Source organism: Methylobacterium longum, assembly GCF_022179385.1.
In the GTDB taxonomy this organism is placed as follows: domain Bacteria; phylum Pseudomonadota; class Alphaproteobacteria; order Rhizobiales; family Beijerinckiaceae; genus Methylobacterium; species Methylobacterium longum.
The window spans coordinates 23,049-39,191 of the sequence record NZ_BPQS01000045.1; the positions used below are offsets into that span (position 1 = coordinate 23,049).

At 63.9% G+C, this 16,143-nt stretch carries 14 protein-coding genes; 10 read left to right on the forward strand and 4 right to left on the reverse strand.

Features of this window, described 5'->3' with window-relative positions:
• Positions 1–57: 57 nt before the first annotated feature.
• The 4 genes from MFF58_RS25005 to MFF58_RS25020 are packed head-to-tail and all read left to right on the forward strand — an operon-like array spanning position 58 to position 3,295.
• A complete protein-coding gene (locus MFF58_RS25005; protein ID WP_238291758.1) occupies positions 58–1,497 on the forward strand; it encodes an MBOAT family O-acyltransferase in 1,440 nt (479 codons plus the stop codon).
• Position 1,498: 1 nt separating this feature from the next.
• Positions 1,499–2,587 carry a hypothetical protein gene (locus tag MFF58_RS25010; RefSeq protein ID WP_238291760.1) on the forward strand — a complete coding sequence of 363 codons (1,089 nt, stop codon included), beginning with the start codon at positions 1,499–1,501 and terminating at the stop codon, positions 2,585–2,587.
• Between the two features lie 10 nt (positions 2,588–2,597).
• On the forward strand, positions 2,598–2,834 hold the full coding sequence (locus MFF58_RS25015) for an acyl carrier protein (protein ID WP_238291762.1): 237 nt from the start codon (positions 2,598–2,600) through the stop codon (positions 2,832–2,834).
• Positions 2,831–3,295 (forward strand): VOC family protein, encoded by a 465-nt coding sequence (locus MFF58_RS25020; protein ID WP_238291763.1) that lies wholly within the window; start codon positions 2,831–2,833, stop codon positions 3,293–3,295. Before MFF58_RS25015 ends, MFF58_RS25020 begins: the two co-directional genes overlap by 4 nt.
• Here the strand turns inward: MFF58_RS25020 and MFF58_RS25025 are convergent.
• On the reverse strand, positions 3,278–4,435 hold the full coding sequence (locus MFF58_RS25025; protein WP_238291765.1) for an acyltransferase family protein: 1,158 nt from the start codon (positions 4,433–4,435) through the stop codon (positions 3,278–3,280). The two genes, MFF58_RS25020 and MFF58_RS25025, sit on opposite strands and share 18 nt — an antisense overlap.
• A 1,019-nt stretch (positions 4,436–5,454) precedes the next feature.
• Here MFF58_RS25025 and MFF58_RS25030 point away from each other — a divergent pair.
• The 5 genes from MFF58_RS25030 to MFF58_RS25050 all read left to right on the forward strand — a co-directional run bounded on the left by MFF58_RS25030 (position 5,455) and on the right by MFF58_RS25050 (position 12,167).
• Positions 5,455–6,306, forward strand: coding sequence for a Wzz/FepE/Etk N-terminal domain-containing protein (locus MFF58_RS25030; RefSeq protein WP_238291767.1), 852 nt, complete (start codon positions 5,455–5,457; stop codon positions 6,304–6,306).
• Between the two features lie 7 nt (positions 6,307–6,313).
• Entirely contained in the window at positions 6,314–7,624 is a 1,311-nt protein-coding gene (locus MFF58_RS25035; RefSeq protein ID WP_238291769.1) for a polysaccharide biosynthesis/export family protein, read from the forward strand.
• A 7-nt stretch (positions 7,625–7,631) separates the two neighbouring features.
• Entirely contained in the window at positions 7,632–9,038 is a 1,407-nt protein-coding gene (locus MFF58_RS25040) for a hypothetical protein (RefSeq protein WP_238291771.1), read from the forward strand.
• A 595-nt stretch (positions 9,039–9,633) separates the two neighbouring features.
• A complete protein-coding gene (locus MFF58_RS25045; protein ID WP_238291773.1) occupies positions 9,634–10,446 on the forward strand; it encodes a glycosyltransferase family 2 protein in 813 nt (270 codons plus the stop codon).
• Positions 10,443–12,167, forward strand: coding sequence for a tyrosine-protein kinase domain-containing protein (locus MFF58_RS25050; RefSeq protein ID WP_238291775.1), 1,725 nt, complete (start codon positions 10,443–10,445; stop codon positions 12,165–12,167). The genes MFF58_RS25045 and MFF58_RS25050 overlap by 4 nt, the downstream gene beginning before the upstream one ends.
• Before the next feature lie 28 nt (positions 12,168–12,195).
• Here the strand turns inward: MFF58_RS25050 and MFF58_RS25055 are convergent, their stop codons facing one another.
• On the reverse strand, positions 12,196–13,407 hold the full coding sequence (locus MFF58_RS25055; RefSeq protein WP_238291777.1) for a glycosyltransferase family 4 protein: 1,212 nt from the start codon (positions 13,405–13,407) through the stop codon (positions 12,196–12,198).
• Between the two features lie 512 nt (positions 13,408–13,919).
• Between MFF58_RS25055 and MFF58_RS25060 the strand changes: the two genes are divergently transcribed.
• Entirely contained in the window at positions 13,920–14,858 is a 939-nt protein-coding gene (locus MFF58_RS25060; RefSeq protein WP_238291779.1) for a glycoside hydrolase family 16 protein, read from the forward strand.
• A 267-nt stretch (positions 14,859–15,125) separates the two neighbouring features.
• Here the strand turns inward: MFF58_RS25060 and MFF58_RS25065 are convergent, their stop codons facing one another.
• Positions 15,126–15,920: a glycosyltransferase family 32 protein gene (locus MFF58_RS25065; RefSeq protein ID WP_238291781.1), complete on the reverse strand. Its 795-nt coding sequence runs from the start codon at positions 15,918–15,920 to the stop codon at positions 15,126–15,128.
• A gap of 121 nt (positions 15,921–16,041) precedes the next feature.
• Positions 16,042–16,143: hypothetical protein (locus MFF58_RS32365; protein ID WP_132368140.1), on the reverse strand; the 102-nt coding region annotated here is incomplete at its 5' end.

Sequence of the window (16,143 nt, forward strand, 5' to 3'; positions counted from 1 at the left end):
TCTTCGACCGCGGCCGTCCCATGCGCCGCCGCCCGTGGCTTGACCGGATCCCGCAGGATGAATTTCGTCTCGCTTCATTTCATCGCCTTCACTCTGGTGACGGTGCTTGCCTACCAGGCGACGCGGAGTGTGACGGCGCGGCAGTGGGTGCTGCTGATTGCGTCGGCCTACTTCATCAGCACGTACATGCTCGACATCAAGTCGGCCCTGCCGCTCGTCGCCTTCCTCGGCCTCGGCTATGTCCTCATCGTCGGCATGAGCGCGACGCCGAGCCGAGTCTACGTGGCGGCCGCGGTCTGCCTGATGATCGGCAGCTTCCTCTACCTCAAGCAGTTCTTCTTCCTCACCGCGGTCGGCCTGCCCTTCATCTACGCCACCGTGGGCCTCTCCTACGTGCTCTTCCGGATCATCAGCCTGATCGTCGACCTCTCCAACCAGGATATCGACGGCAAGCCGAGCCCAGCCGCCTATCTCGCCTATACCTGCGGGTTCACCACCTTCCTGTCGGGTCCCGTGCAGACCTGGACCTCGTTCAAGAGCGAGTACGAGAAGCCGCCGGCCCCGATCACCGAGGGCGAGGTCCTTCGCGCGCTGTCCCGGATCGCCACCGGATATTTCAAGCTCGCCATCGTGGCGGCGGCCTTCGATTACCTGTTCCAGAACTTCAGCGTGCAGTTCGGCGGATCGGCCCACGGGCTGCCCTGGTTCAAGACCGTCTCCCTGTACACCGTCAGCGCTGCCGCCTATACGGGATATCTTTACTATAATTTCTCGGGTTACATGGATATCGTCATCGGAATTGGCGGTCTTCTGCAATTCAAGTTGCCCGAAAACTTCAACCGCCCGTTCTCGGCCAAGAGCTTCCTGGAGTTCTGGCAGCGGTGGCACATGACCATGTCGCAATGGTTCAAGACGTATCTCTTCACGCCGATCATGCTGACGACCATGCAGCGCCTGCCCGATCCGAAACATTCGGCGGCGATCGGCCTGTTCGCCTTCTTCATCACGTTCCTCGTGATGGGAATCTGGCACGGTTCGACGGCGGTCTTCGTGGTGTACGGCGTGCTGATGGCGTTCGGCGCCTGCGCCAACAAGCTCTGGCAGATCGCCATGCCCCGGGCTCTGGGTAAACCCGGCTACAAGAGCCTTCAGAAGCGGCCGGTCTACATCCAATTGTGCAAGGGCCTGACCTTCGCGTTCTTCACCCTGGCCCTGACCTGCCTGTGGACGCCGGAGATCGGCCAGTTGTTTGGCCTCGCCGGCCGTCTGGGTCTATCCGGTTTGCTCGTCTCGCTCGGCGCGCTGACCCTCTGTTTCGCGGCCGTTGACACCGTTCTGGCCCCGGTCGCGGCGATGGAGTTCAACGCCCTTTCCGGCCTGGAAACGCGGTACCGAGACGCCTGGACGGTCTCACGCTGCGCCGGCGTGATCCTCGCGGTGGTTTTCGTCTCGGCGATCCTCAACAAAGCCCCTGAGTTCGTCTACAAGGCCTTCTGATATGATCGTCGTTATTCGGGTCTTGTCACGCGTTATCCTGCTCACGGCGGCGCTTTATGCAGGCGTCGTCGGGATCGCGGCTTTCCTCGCTCCGCGAGGTTCCGAGGCACGGGCGGTGGATACGCGAACGGCTCCGTCGACGGTCTACGCCACGGCGACCAAGTATCTCATGTTCATGCAACCGGCGCTTCGCGAGAAGGGCCGCCGGGTGATCATCCTCGGAGCATCGAACGCCGACCTTGAGCTCAGGCCAGATGTCATCGGCCGCACGGTTCGGTGCGCGACCATCGACAACCTGTCGATCGGTAACGAAAATATCACCGAGCTTTATCAGACCGCACAGATCGCCGTTAAGAACAGGCAATTTTCCGGGGATACGTCCGACGTATACGTGCTGGGACTCTGGTTCGGATTGTTTGGAGACAGCAAGGCCCGCTGGAACGGGCCCGGACGGCAGAACAACGAGAGCGACCTCGACATCGAGTTCCAGCGGTATGGGAACTACAGGAAGGCGGGCGATTTCTACGAGAGCCGCTTCGGTCCGGAATACGAATCCGTCGTCAACGGTTTGGTCAGCCCCTTCGCCCTGATCGAGAAGGTCTTCCGCGAAGCCACCTACCGGGCACGGAATTTCTTCTTCATACGCCCCGATTCGCGGACGGATGCGGAGCGTGAGGCGGCCGTCGTCTCCGAGGCGGAGAGGGCTGCGGCCGTAGCCTACTGGCAGCAGCAGCTCGGCTCCCGGGAGCATCTCGCTCCCGCTCAGTTCGAGCTGCTCGCGAAAACGATCAAGATGCTGAGCCGCGGCCGGAACAAGGTGATCGTGGTCGACCTTCCCGTGCCGAACTGGTGGGATGCGGCCGTGCCGATGAACCGTGAATACAAGGATCGGTTGGCGGCCCTGGAAACGGCCCTGGCGGGCGACGATGCGGTGCGGTTCGTGGGCCTCAGCCAGTACCAGAAACCGGAGAACTTCTCCGACGAAGTCCACGCCAAGCCGAGCGTCGCGACCATGATCGGGCAGGATGTTGCCAAGGCGATCAACGCGAGTGCATGCGAATCAACCCAACAGACATCCCTGACGCGATAGGAAATATCCGATGCAACAGAATGAAAAGCTTCAGCGGATCTTCCGCGACGTGTTCGATGACCCGACGATCGAACTTGAGCCGACCATGACGGCGGACGACATCGCGGAGTGGGACAGCCTAAGCCATGTGCGGCTGATGCTGGAAGTGTCGAAAGCCTTCGGCGTGCGCTTCTCGGCCTCGGAGGTGAGCAGCCTGAACAATGTCGGCGATCTGCAGGCGCTCATCTCATCCAAGGGAGGTGCATGATGCTGCCGGGGGGCATGCCGACCGGCGGCGCGGACAGGAGCGCGGCTCCCGCTTTTCAGTCCCTGAAGTTTCACCACTTCGCCGTCGCCACCGACGATCCCCGGCTCTCGTCCGAGTATCTCGTCGCCCTGGGCTACCAGCGCGGCGCGAACGCCTTCGATCCGCTCCAGAACGTCAATTTGGAGATGTGGCACCACGGCGCGATGCCCGATGTCGAACTCGTCTGGCCATCAGGCACGGGGGGGCCGCTGAGCACGATGCTGAGGAAGAAGGGCGTCGGGATCTACCACGTCTGCTACGAGGTGGATGACCTAGCCGGCACTTTGGACGCGCTTCACGCCAAGAACCTCAACGTCCTTGAGGTCGTCGAGGCGCGACCGGCGGTCCTGTTCGGTGGCCGCCCCGTGGCGTTCTATCTGGTCGAGGGATTCGGACTGATCGAGCTACTCGGCCCGGCCTGACGGTCTTCCGCTCCGGCTAGGGACTGCCTGCTGGCCGACCCACTGGGATAACCGGTGGGTCGGCTTTTCCACGAAGCGGTAGAATACGATTGCAACGCCGATGGAGGCGACGAGGGAGAGCGCGAGCGAGACGCCCAGGGGGATCGCGCCGTGGAAGGCCCTGACCATCACCTGAAGCACGATCGCATGGGTGAGATAGAGGCTGTAGCTGATCGTCCCGAGTTTGATCAGGAGCGGCCAGCGCAGGACATCTTGGAATTTCCTCCATCCAAGGGCGACAAACAACAGGATGGCGGCGCCGAGACTCGCCGACTCGTCCCGGAAGATCATCAGGAGAATCAGCGCGACGCATAACAGGAAGCCGGCTCTGATCGGCGTGGCGTCGAGGTCCGGGATCGCGCCGCGCGAAAACCGGATGGCGAGGAAGATCCCCAGCACGAACGGGAGCACGAAGTGCACCGTGACGTCGAGGCTTGAGAACACATCCGTACCGTGGAACGGCACCGAATCCTGTCGGAACCGATTGGCGACCAGTTCCACGACGACGAAAAGCCAAAGTACCCAGGGAATCCGAATCCCCAGCAGGAACAGGAGCGGCAGCAGCAGCGAAATGCGGAGTTCGTAGACCAGACTCCAGGCAACGCTGTTGATCGTGTTGGCGGCGGGTGTCCCTGCAAGCAGGAGGAATTGGGCGACGGTGCCGAGCCGAAGATGCTCGCTCCACATCTCGTTGAAGGTGATCGCCGTGTCGAACAAGGGTTTCGGATGGAGCATGAAGTAGCAGACGATGGCGATAAGGCCCGATGCTGCGTAAGGCAGGTAGATGCGGATGATCCGGCGCAGGACAAAGTTGGGATACGAGAACTTTCTGGAACTGTTGGCAATCCCGTAGACGATCACGAACCCGCTGAGCACGAAAAAGAAAATGACGCTGGAACGACCGTTGATCAAAAACCGCAACGGCGTCAGGCGCACCACGTCCAGAAAAATCGGGGCGGTCATGTAATGGTGGTGCAGGAAGACGAACAAGGCGGCCAGACCGCGAAGCGACTCAAGGTAGTCTAATCGGCGGGGTGCAAGGACAATCTTATCTTCCCTCGATATGGTCTTATACTCTGTCGCGAAATAAGAATCGGTCATATAGAAACTCGATGCGCGTCGGGCGCGAACACACAGGGGGGTGGAATTTTTGGCGCTTCGATCCGGTGCGAACGAAGAAAAGGACGTTTTCTCAGCGCAATCGTCGTTCCGGAAGCCCGTACCATATACGACCGGTCACCTTCAAATGCCGTGTCGTGTCACCGACAGGAAACAAAGGTCCGCAAAGATTGCGCCTCGGTAGTCTGGAACAGCCTGTTTCAACACAGCCATTCGGCCAGGACCTAGGTTCGGTGCCCGTTTGGGCCTATGGTGGTCGCGTGATGCCGGGACGGTCGATGGCGTCGGCGCGGTTCCAGACGACGATGCCGAGGGTGGTTCGGACGAGACGTATTCGGGAAGCGGGCGCGATCGTGGCAGGGGCCCTTGGTCCCGCTTGACCGCGCCGCCGACGCGCCTCGGGACGAGCATGTCCGGTGATCTCCGGCGGCACATCGGGTTGGCGTGCGGCGGCGCGGCTGGTGCGACGTCCCGTCTGTCGGGCGGAGCAGCACCGCCCCCGGATGTCGGCGGCGGTGCTGATCGGTCGGTCGTCCGGTGCTCGGTCAGGTCGACGACCCGTCGTTTCGGGCCGGTGGCTGACGGTGGCGATGCGGAGCAATCCGAAACGCGATCGATGCCGGGGTGCTCACCATCGCCGGCGGGGACGGTTCGGCTCCGGCAGGTGCCGAGTGTCATTCGCGGCGCGTGTGGGGAAGGCGGTATCGCTGAGGAGGCCAAGTCAAACGCTGCCGTTGTGACACGTTCGAGCAGTTCGCGGCCTGCCTCCGGCGGCTGGTAGATGCCGACAATCGATCTCGACAGCTGAAGACTTTGCACAGCCTCATGTCTACAAGTTCATCTGCCAGACCTAGACGCGAGAGCCTGAACGCTTCAGGCTCGACCCATCACACCCCGGGCCGGGACCCTGTATGAAATCGCCGCGATCCTCGGCTGTAGAACGACCCGCGTCCCAGTCGATCTGGACGGGCGAGCGGTCCGTAGCGGAGGCGACAACCTTCGTGGCCGACACCGCGCGCCATCTGCGCCGGCGGCTGGCCTTTCTCATCATCTGGGTGATGGCCTTCGTCGCGTCGGCCGTCATCTATTCCAAGCTGCTCCGGCCCGATTTCATCGCGACGACTCAGATCCTTCTGCAGCCCCGCATGATCGTGAACGACGGTCCGGAGAGCCTGCGGCACTTCTATCAGTTCGTGATCGACAGCGATCAATGCGAGACCGAGCTGCGCGTGCTGAGCTCGCAGCGACTTCTCTATCAGGTCTTCCAGGTTCAGAACCTTGTCGATTCACCTGAAATCCTCGGGGGGGCCGACGGTCTGTGGGCCTTCATCGGCACGCGCATCGATCGGTTCCAGCGCCTGGTCACGGCGGATTCCGAATCCATCGAGGCGTTCAACGCCTTCCTCAGGCGCGTTCGGGCGCGCCGCCTCGGCCTGTCCTACGTCATCGAAATCTCCTATCGTGCGCAAACCGCCGAGCAGGCGACGAAGATCGTCAACGCCATCGCGTCGACCTACGCGGCATACCGGCTGCGCGGCGTCCTGGCCCGGGAGCAGCGGCGCGGCGTCTATCTCGAGAGCCGCCTGTCGAACCTCATGACGCAGATCGCGGCCGCGGAAACGGGGGGACGCCTCGGCGTCATCCCCGAGGGTGCCCTGGCCGATGCCGATGTCCGCCTGCTCGGGCCGGCGATCCGCCCGCTGGGCGTCGCCTATCCGAGGATGAGCCCTCTCATCCTGATGATGGGCGGCTTCGGATTGGTCAGCGGGTTACTGATTATCCTGCTTTCGCGGGGGGCGCCGGTGCGGCATACGGATCGCGGACCTGCCGCGGTGGCAATTCAGAGGGCATGAGGATCTAATGAGGACGTGTCTTCGAGCGCCGCTTCTGGCCACGGTCGCCCTCGTGGCCGTTGCCAGCGTGGCCGCGGCCGAAGAAGCCTATCACCTGGGACCGCTGGACCAATTGCAGGTCAAGGTTTCCGACCTTCGGGCGGGAACGGGCGAAGCCTACCAGTGGCAGGCCTTCAACGGAGACTTCACCGTCGGCGCGTCCGGTCAAGTGTCTTTGCCTGTCGTCGGCGAGATCATGGCGAGCGGGCGCACGACCTCGGACATCGCCGCCGAGATCGCCGAGCGCCTGAAGGTCAAGGCTGGTCTCGCGACAAAGCCTGATGCCTCCGTCCAGATCGTGAAGTTCCGTCCGTTCTACGTCACGGGCAGCGTCGAGAAGCCGGGCGGCTACGAGTACCGGCCGAACCTCACTGTGCTCCAGGGCGTCAGTCTGGCGGGTGGGATCCAGCGAGTGCCGACCGACGTCCTGCTGCAATTCGTGCGGGATGCCGTCCAGTCTCGGGGCGAGATCAAGCAGCTCGCGGCCACAAGGGTTGCCCTCATCGCCCGCCAAGCCCGCCTCGACGCCGAGATCAAGGAGGCGCCGCTCACCTTCCCGGCGGAGCTGGAATCGCGCTCCAAGTCTCCGGAGATCGCCCGCATCCTGCGGGAGGAGCGCCTCGCCCTCGACACGCGCCGGACCTCGCTCACCGCGCAGATCGCCAATCTCAAGCAGAACAAGGACTTCCTGACGGAACAGATCGCCTCGCTCGCGACCAAGGATTCCACGACGGCCGAGCAGCTGGAGATCATGAAGACCGAGCTCGCCCGCGTCACGGGCCTCGTGAACAGGGGCCTGTCGGCGATGCCCCGGCAGGTGGAGACCTCGCAGACGATCGCGACCCTGGAAGCGAACCGCCTCGACACGCAGATCGCGGTGATCCGCGCCCGGCAGGACATCTCGAAGGCTGATCGGGACATCCTCGATCTGAAGGACCAGCGCCGGAACGCGGCGCTTCAGGAACTGGCCGAGACCCGGATCCGGTTGAACGAGACGTCGGCCAAGCTCGAGGCCGCCAGGAACCTTCTCTACCAAGCCGAGATCCGCTCTCCCGCGACGGTGGTGGCTAACGCCGAGGCCTATACCAAGCCGGAATACACGATCCTGCGCCGCCGGGACGGCAAGTCGGAACAGATCCAGGCTGACGAGAACGACCTGCTTCAGCCGGGCGACGTCGTCCGGGTCCAGCCGCACCTCTCGGACGCCGCGAAAGGCTCGGTGCCCGGGATGAGCGCCGAGACCGCCCAGACCCTGGGCGGTCCCGTGAACGACTTCTGAGGCGCTCATGAGCTGGCCCGCCGCCGTCTTGTGGGTCCTGATGATTGCCGCGGCCGTCTCGCGCGGTCCCGGCCTCCTCTATCTGCTAATGATCACGGGGGCTTTCGGCAGCCTGCAGATGCTGCCGTTCAGCGGCGGCGTGAACCTGCTGCCGCAATCAGCCTGCGCCGCCCTGTTCGTCTGCAAGGCGCTGATCCATCGCGGCAACATCGTGCGCGGCCTCGAATCCGCGCTCGACCCGCAGCGCATGATCCTGTTCTCGGCGTTCGTGGGATACGCGGTCTTCGGAGCGTTGGTCCTGCCGCGCGCGTTCCTGGGGCTGTTCGAGGTCGTGCCGATCTCGGCGCCGATCTCCGGCACCGACATCCTGCGCCCGGCCTCCGGCAATTTCACGCAATCCTGCTACATCATGCTGTCCTACGGGACGGCGCTGACCTTCTCCATGATCGGCCAGTCGGCGCTGGTGCGGATCCACTACCGGCGGGCACTCCTCTGGGCCGCCTACGTTCTCGTCATCACCGGGCTCGTCGACCTCATCACCTACGTCCTCCATATCGGGGCGGTCCTGGAGCCGTTCCGCACCGCAACCTACTCGTTCCTGGTCGATGTCGAGGCCGAAGGCTCCAAGCGCGTGGTCGGGCTGATGCCGGAAGCCTCGACCTTCGGGACCGCCTGCGTCGGCCTGATGGGATCCCTGGTGTTCCTCCGGTCCTCCTACGAGAAGGGCCTCGAGCAGATCCTCGTGCTCGTGGCCATCGCGCTGCTGGGCGCGATGACCATCCTCTCGACCTCCTCCACCGGCGTCGTGGGCCTCATCGTTCTCGTGTTCGTTTACGGCGTCGACTTCCTCTATCGGGTGTTCGATGCACGCAATGCGCGGCGGGATCAGCTCAACTGGGAGTTCGCCGCGATTTTCCTGGCCGCCTTCGTGACGTTCACGGGGATCGTCCTGAAGCCGAACCTGCTCGATCCCGTCTACGCGATGGTCGACGGCCTGATCTTTGAGAAGACCAAATCGGCCTCCTATGCCGAGCGCACGATGTGGACCAGGATCGGCTGGCACGCCTTCCTCGACACCGGTGGCATGGGGGCCGGCCTCGGCTCCATCCGCGTCTCGAACTGGGCCGTGTCGATCCTCGGGAGCACCGGCCTGTTCGGCGCGATGCTGATGTTCGGCTTCATCGCCCAGCAACTGCTGACGATGCCGAGGCGAGCCTCGAAGGAGCTTGCCGTCTTCGCCACGGCGCTGAAACTCAGCCTGCTGCCGACGCTGTCGATGTACCTCGTCGTGGCCACCATTCCCGACATCGGCGTCGGTGTCGCCTCGGTTCTCGGGCTGATCGCCGCCTCCCATACGCCCGTCTCCGGTCCTGCCTTCCGTCCGGCGTCAGTCACCGCGGACGGTCGGGCGTGAACGGTCCGAGGTTCGACCCTCTGGCTCTGTCGTCCGCGACCGTACGAGCGGAGCGGAATCATCCGCCGACCGCCGGGATCGCGCTCCGCCCGGGGCAGCCTACGTGATCAACAGGAATCTCGACGATCAAGCCGCGTCGGGGCTGCAGGGCCACGCCGGCGGATCCGCCCTGACGAGGGATGATCTCGTGCCTGATCGCGGACGTCGTACGGTTCGCGTTCATCCGCAGGAAGGCACTGGCACTCGCAGCCGTCGAAACACGCGACCTCCGCCCGATCGGCCCAGTCACGGACGACGTCAGTTCGCTTCCTGCAGACGCCTCGACCGTGGCGTCAGGACGCTCAAGGTAGCCAACCTTCGTCTCACCGCGCCGCGATTCCTGTCGAGCGGGCTCCGCTGGCGCCAGGGCAGGGCGGAGCGACGTTCTGTGATCGCTTCATAGTATTGTCCATAGCTTGCTTTTGAATTTGCGCCTGCGGCCTGAAAGATGCAGAATTAGATGATGATTGCCCAATATCCTGAGGAAACAGAGGCTCGTGCCGCGCGAGTCTGCGTCGGGATCGCGACGCGTGGTCGACCAGGTCAGCTCGCGGCGATGCTCGCCAATTTAGCTGCCCAGACCCTCTCGCCGCACGCGATCATGGTCTGCTGCACGGAGCCGCGGGATGTCGGGGACGTCGCCGCGGATCCGTCCATCACCTTGATCTACCGAGAACCCGGACTGGCACGCCAGCGCAACGCCATCCTTGAGGCCATGCCGTCGGACACCGACTACGTGGTGTTCTTCGACGACGACTTCTATCCGGACCCGCGCTGGCTCGAAACGGTGACGGAGGTCTTCACCAGCGAGCCGGATATCGCGTGCATCACGGGCTACGTGATCGCCGACGGCATTCTCGGGCCGGGCTTGTCCCCGGAGGATGCGCTCGCGCGGATCGCTGCGCATGATCCATCCGGCAATCGGCGGATCGAGGAGAATGAAAGCCCGTACGGCTGCAACATGGCCTTCCGACGGACGGCGATCGCGGGGCTTCGCTTCGACGAGAGGCTGGTCCTCTACGGCTGGCTGGAGGATCGGGACTTCGGAGCCCTCGTCGCCCAGCGGGGCGGCCGACGTGTAAAGATCGGCAAGGCCTACGGTGTCCACCTCGGCACGAAGGGGGGGCGCGTATCCGGGCGCAAGATAGGCTATTCTCAGGTGATGAACCCAGTCTATCTGCATCGGAAGAGCACCATGACGACGCGGCAGGCGATCGAGCAGATCGGCCGCAACGTTATGACCAATCTCGTCAAATCGGCCAGTCCGGAACCCTATGTGGATCGGCGCGGCCGGCTCCTCGGCAACCTGATCGCGGCGCTCGACCTCCTGCGCCTGCGCCTGACTCCGGAACGGGCTGCCTCCCTATGAACTACACCCCCTCCGCCATCCGAGCGGACGATCCCCACCAGGATGTGCTCCCGGGTCTGGAGCATATCGACATGCGCTATGCGGACGACGATCCCGGCGCCACCTGGATCGCGGATCTGATCGCCGCGGTGCGACGGCAGGGCATCAAGCTCGTCCTGTGGCTCCTGATCTGCTTCGCTGCCAGTCTCGCCTACACCCTCCGCGCGACACCAGAATACGTCGCGTCCGCACAGATCGTGCTCGAGCCTCGTGCCCGGCTACCCGCCGGCGCCGATGCGGCGGCCGCTGTCGCCCCGATCTTGGACAGCGCCCAGGCCGAGAGCCAGCTCCAGATCATCCGCTCGGTGCGCAACCTGAGCTACGTGTTCGACACGCTGAATCTCGACGCCGACCCGGCCTTCGCTCCGGGCGAGCCGGGACTGATCAGTCGGATCGTAGCCATGGCGGGTCTGCTGCGGCCTTCCTCGGAGACGCCCCCCACGCGGGAGGAACTGGCGAGCCAAGCCCGCGAGATCGCGTTCCAGAACTTCTCCGACCGGGTTCAGGTCCGCCGCCTCGGCCAGTCCTACGTCATCGAGGTGTCGTTCCGAGGCCTCAAGCCGGAGGCGACCGCCCGTATCACGAACTCGATCGCCGCAGCCTATATCCGCGATCAGGTGCTGGTCCACGCCATCTCGGAACAGCGCGGAACCGAGTTCCTGCAGGGGCGGATCACGCTCGTCCAAGCAGAGAAGAAGGCGGCCGACGAGGCCGTCGCGACCGGCGTCATCACCGATTTCCAGTTTCCCGATTCCGACGCCCGTATCGTTGGCGCGGCGCTCCGGCCGTTGGCCGCCGCCTACCCGCAGACGAAGCTGAACCTGCTGTTCGGGATCGTCTTCGGCTTCGTCACCGGCGTCGCCTTCATCGCGATCAGGAACAATTTCGACAAGACCGTGCGCTCGCCGGCGCAGATCCGGCGCGTCCTCGGTGTCGACTGCCTCGTCGCCGTTCCCCGCCTGCGCTCCGGGCGCTTGAAGGACACGACCGCCCTCGACCAGCCGGGGTCGGATTTCGCACAATCCATGCGTCTCCTGCGCACGGTCCTGTTCGCCGCGCGGGTGAAGAACCATCAGGTCGCCATCGGCGTGGTGTCGTGCCGGGAGGGAGAGGGCTGCAGTGCCCTGAGCGCGAACCTTGCCGGCCTGCTCGCCGCCTCGAACAGCCGCGTGGTGCTGGTCGATGCCAGCCTGCAGAAGCCGGACCTGACCCGTCGCTTCGCTCCCGACAGCGCGGTCGGTCTCGACCAGTTCATCCTGTCGACCTCGACCGACGCGCGGTTGCCCGAGGTAAAGATCACGGACTCGCTGAGCTTCGTGCCCGCGGTGGCTGCCGGCCGCGCGGCCGACCCCAATGCCTTTCTCGGAACGCAGGCGATGCGCACCGCCCTGACGCAGTACAACGGCCCGCGCGATCTCGTCCTCGATCTGCCCCCTCTCGAAGCCTCGTCGGACGCCCAGGCGATCGGAAGCATGCTCTCCGGCGTGGTGCTCGTCGCAGCTCTGAACCGCACCAAGCTCAATCAACTCTCGGAGGGCGTCCGCGCCCTGCGCTCGGCCAACAGCCGGGTGCTGGGCGTCGTGCTGAACGATCCTCTTCCCCGGAGGGGCCGCCGTTCCAGCCGTAGTGCCGCCTCGGGCAGCAGCTACTCGTCGCCGATGCCACCCAGCGCCCAATCCTGAAGATCGGGCGACGTGCGGCGGCGGTCGCTCACGGTTTCGAGGTTGGGCGGGGATCGCTCTGGCCCTCGGCAGAGGCGCCGAGGGATTTCGGCACCTGTTGCCCGAGCATCTCGTGGCTCAGTTCAACGTGTTGGCGGATAAAGGACTGGGCGCCGATCCCCGCATCCGCCATGTGCTGCTGCGCCCGGACGGCGCGGGCCTGGGCGTTCGCAGGATCCCTGGCGATGTCCTGCAGCGCGTCGCGGAGGGCCTGGGGATCCCCCGGCGGTACGTAGCGTACCGCGTCCGCCCCGAAATAGACCTCGAGACCTCCGGTGGCGGTGGCGATGACGGGCACCCCAGCGAGGACGGCCTCTTGGATCACCGTGATGCCGCTGGCATGCCCGTTCGCCTTCAGGGGCACGCAGACCACGTCGGCCTCGGCGAGGCGCGCGAAAAACTCGCTGTTCGTCCGGGCCTGCATGATCTGAAGATTCGGCCGTCCCTTGGTCAGCGCATGCGGCGCAGTGCCCGAGAGGATGACGCAGACAGCGTCGGACAAGCCGTCAAGGGCTTCCACCAGGCACGTCCAGTCGCGATGGCGATCGTTTCCGACGGAGAGGATGCGAAGGGGTCTGCCGGTCCGTGCGACGGGCGACGTCACCTGCTCCGACGGAATGCCGAACGGGACCAGCACGACGCGCTTATCCGGGAAGAGGGCCTGCGCGACTGCGAGATTGACCGAGGAATGGACCGTCAGGACGTCCACGTGGCGGATGAGCCGGCGATAGAGCAGCCGGTGGAGCGGCGTGAGCGTCTTCCAACGGTCGAACAGCCAGACGCTCTGGCCGAGCAGCTTCGGACGACGTCGGGACCAAGACAGGACGGCCGCCACAGCGAGGTACTGGGATTCGGTGTGCGTCCAGACCACGTCCGCATCCAGCAGAGCAGGGCGTTGCCTGAGGGCGTGGATCACGTCGAATCCGGTGAGCACCCGCAGGCCGAGGCGGATGATCTTCACCGCGAAGCTCTCGGGTGACGTGCGGGAAAACTCGACCGTGCACCCCATGCCGGTGGCGCGGCCATAGCCGTAGGGCGTCTCCTCGTTGACGCCGACCAGCGTGCGGGACCGCCACGCCTCCCGCCAAGCCACGGCATCCTTGTCGGCGGCCAGATGCACGAAGACGCTGAGCGGCCGGGTTGTTCCGGTCGCTTCCGCCGCCGGCTGGGCGATCTTGGTCTCGGACGCGACTGAGCTCACGAGCGACCCCCCAACTTGCGACGAGGCGACACATGGGGGCCGCAACTGACGCGAGCTTTGGACCTTGGCTTCAAACGCACGGTATATAGACCTGAGGTTTTTCTGAGTACCGCGCGGCTGAAAGATTGGTCAGGTCATACCATCTCAGCGAGGCGCAACGACTCTGCTTGTGGCTGAGTGACAAGTCAGCCGGACGGGCTGCAGTGATACCCGACTCCGACGGGTCGGGAAAGCCACGCCGCGTGATCGACGGAGGGGACGCCGATTTTCACGCAGACGACCGGAACGGCTCATCGGGGGCGTCGTGCGCCGCTGTCCGACCTAGATTCCCGTCGACACCTGCGACCTGGAGCGCCGCGATGCCGGGGCAGGCGGGAAACGCATCCTCGTGTGGCGCCTCGCCGAAGGGTGACTCGTTCGCCCCGAGCGGCGACGTCTGAAGCTCGCACTGTGATACAATGCGCTCAGTCCTCGTATCCAGACCGTCATGGCCAATCGGAGTTGCAGGTAGAATGATTGTCGATGTGCCTAAAAGGATGGCTGCCGCGCTCTGCGCTGCCTCTCTCGTCTGCGCCCTCGGTGGGGCTGCCTGCGGCGCCGCGGTGGCTCAGAACGACAAGGGAGGTGCGCCCCCGCCCGCCGCTTCCGCGAAGGCGACAGCCCGGACGACCAGCCCATCCGGCTTCGTCACCGACTCGATGAAGCTCGTGTTCGACGAGACTTTCAACGGGGACAGCCTGGACCTGACGCGTTGGTTTCCCGGCCCCAAGCCCGACGGCGGACAATGGGGAGGCGCGCACTTCGTGACCTCCCATGAGACCGGGTTCACGAGCGTTTACATCGTGAAGGACGGGACGCTGACGCTCCGGGCCCACCATGATCCAAAGTACAAGGATCCCGAGAACTGGGGCCGGACTTGGTACAGCGGTCAAGTGAGCACCGCCTTCCCGCGCAAGCCGTCGCCGAGCGCGATCCGGAAGGGGTATATCGAGACGCGCGCCAAATTTCCGAAGAACAAGGGTTCCTGGATCGGGTTCTGGATGCTTGCCGGGGATACCGAACCGACGACCGCCACGGATGCCGGGGGCGTCGAAATCGACGCCTTCGAATTCTACGGCGACGCGATATCCAAGTTCAGTTCGGGCGCCATCTATTGGCCCGGAAAAACGGGACGTCCTTCCGAACCGGGTAAGCTCGTCTGGACAGACACAAACACGGATCTGACGACCGACTTCCACACCTACGGTGTGCAGATCACCGATACGGACGTCATCATGTATTTCGATCGGAAGGAGGTTCAGCGCCTCACCCTGCCGCGACCGAAAAGTGTCGGGAAATTCTTCGTTCTCCTCGACAACGCCATCCATACCGACAGCGGCGTCGATGTGCCCGCATCCGGCTACGCGGACGCGGTCTTCGACTACGTGCAGGTCTGGGAGGATGCCCGCTGAGGCTTCCCCTGCGGGAGCCGGCGACAACGGCGGTGCAGGACGACACGACCGAGACGGTGGTCCGCATCACGTCAATCCGCGGATGCGGACCCTTTCAGTCGCGTCGGAGCTGCGGCTCGATGCGGAACTAAGGGCCGCCCCCCTGAACGCAGGGGGGGCCATGGCATTCTGGATCCCGACGTTCAGCGGCGAACGGACCGCGCGCTTACCGGCCGGACGCCGTCTTGCCGAGCGCCCGTCCCATCCGGGTCATCGCCGGATCGATGCTCAGATCAGGCATGTCAGCTTGCGTCGTGCGACCGTTCTCAGGCGGTGGAGCAATTGCCGGTTGCGCCACGAACCCCAGCACATGTGAATGCCGACCGATTCCCGGGATTTCGCGATCCCCATCCGCGACCAAGTGAGGTCCGGAAGATATTTGACTCTCCCCGGAATGCTGAGGTCGTTGTATCGACCGAGGTTGCGCAACAAAAATTCTGTCATCGCTGCTGGTCCGGTCGTCATGATGGGGTTTTTTTCATGAAGATCGGTCAGAGTGTTGTTGTCCAAGATGCTGGTCATGAAGTCCAGCCAGAACGGATGTTGCGGCGCGCTCGCGAGGCATGCATTCCCCAGTCGGAACGAGGGATCGGCGGAGGTATGGCCCGCTCGTGGCGGCTCACCCTGCTCTGTCGGGAGCGTGCATGCGGATTCCAGCAACTCGGACGGGTATTTCAGGAACTTGTAATCCGTATCGGCATATACGCCGCCATACTTATGCAAGGCCGCGTAGCGTCCGATATCTGATTTGATAATCCCGCTCTTGATTTTGATATATTTTCCGAAAAGATCGCTGAAGTCTTCTTCCATCAGCTCGTCGAGTTCAGGGTCGGTCCACAGCATGTAGCCCCAGCCCTTGAGTATCTTGCCGTTCCGGCGGAACAGAACCTGCTCTTCCCAAGTCAGCTCCTTGCTGGGAGCCGTGTTGTGAAGAATGGTAGGCACGCGCGAGCTTTTTGTCTCTGTTGTCATTTGCATTCTTTCGCGCCGGTTATTTTGTTCCGCAGGTTTCAGCTTCAACATTCGTATCAATATTCCCCGAATAAGCACAAATACTCGACATGATGAACGAAAACCGATCCGATATCACGCAACGAACGACGGTCGTCCCACCCGTTCCCTGTGTTCGAGACGAGTTCTGGTGTCAGCGTCCGTAGATATCCTCGACGCGGATGATGTCGTCCTCGCCGGTGTAGGATCCGACCTGGACCTCGATCAGCTCGAGCGGGATCTTTCCGGGATTGGC

Coding starts and splice junctions, on each gene's coding strand:
- MFF58_RS25005 (WP_238291758.1), top strand. CDS start 58: ATGAATTTCGTCTCGCTTCATTTCATCGCCTTCACTCTGGTGACGGTG.
- MFF58_RS25010 (WP_238291760.1), top strand. CDS start 1,499: ATGATCGTCGTTATTCGGGTCTTGTCACGCGTTATCCTGCTCACGGCG.
- MFF58_RS25015 (WP_238291762.1), top strand. CDS start 2,598: ATGCAACAGAATGAAAAGCTTCAGCGGATCTTCCGCGACGTGTTCGAT.
- MFF58_RS25020 (WP_238291763.1), top strand. CDS start 2,831: ATGATGCTGCCGGGGGGCATGCCGACCGGCGGCGCGGACAGGAGCGCG.
- MFF58_RS25025 (WP_238291765.1), bottom strand. CDS start 4,435: ATGACCGATTCTTATTTCGCGACAGAGTATAAGACCATATCGAGGGAA.
- MFF58_RS25035 (WP_238291769.1), top strand. CDS start 6,314: ATGAGGACGTGTCTTCGAGCGCCGCTTCTGGCCACGGTCGCCCTCGTG.
- MFF58_RS25040 (WP_238291771.1), top strand. CDS start 7,632: ATGAGCTGGCCCGCCGCCGTCTTGTGGGTCCTGATGATTGCCGCGGCC.
- MFF58_RS25045 (WP_238291773.1), top strand. CDS start 9,634: ATGCTCGCCAATTTAGCTGCCCAGACCCTCTCGCCGCACGCGATCATG.
- MFF58_RS25050 (WP_238291775.1), top strand. CDS start 10,443: ATGAACTACACCCCCTCCGCCATCCGAGCGGACGATCCCCACCAGGAT.
- MFF58_RS25060 (WP_238291779.1), top strand. CDS start 13,920: ATGATTGTCGATGTGCCTAAAAGGATGGCTGCCGCGCTCTGCGCTGCC.
- MFF58_RS25065 (WP_238291781.1), bottom strand. CDS start 15,920: ATGTTGAAGCTGAAACCTGCGGAACAAAATAACCGGCGCGAAAGAATG.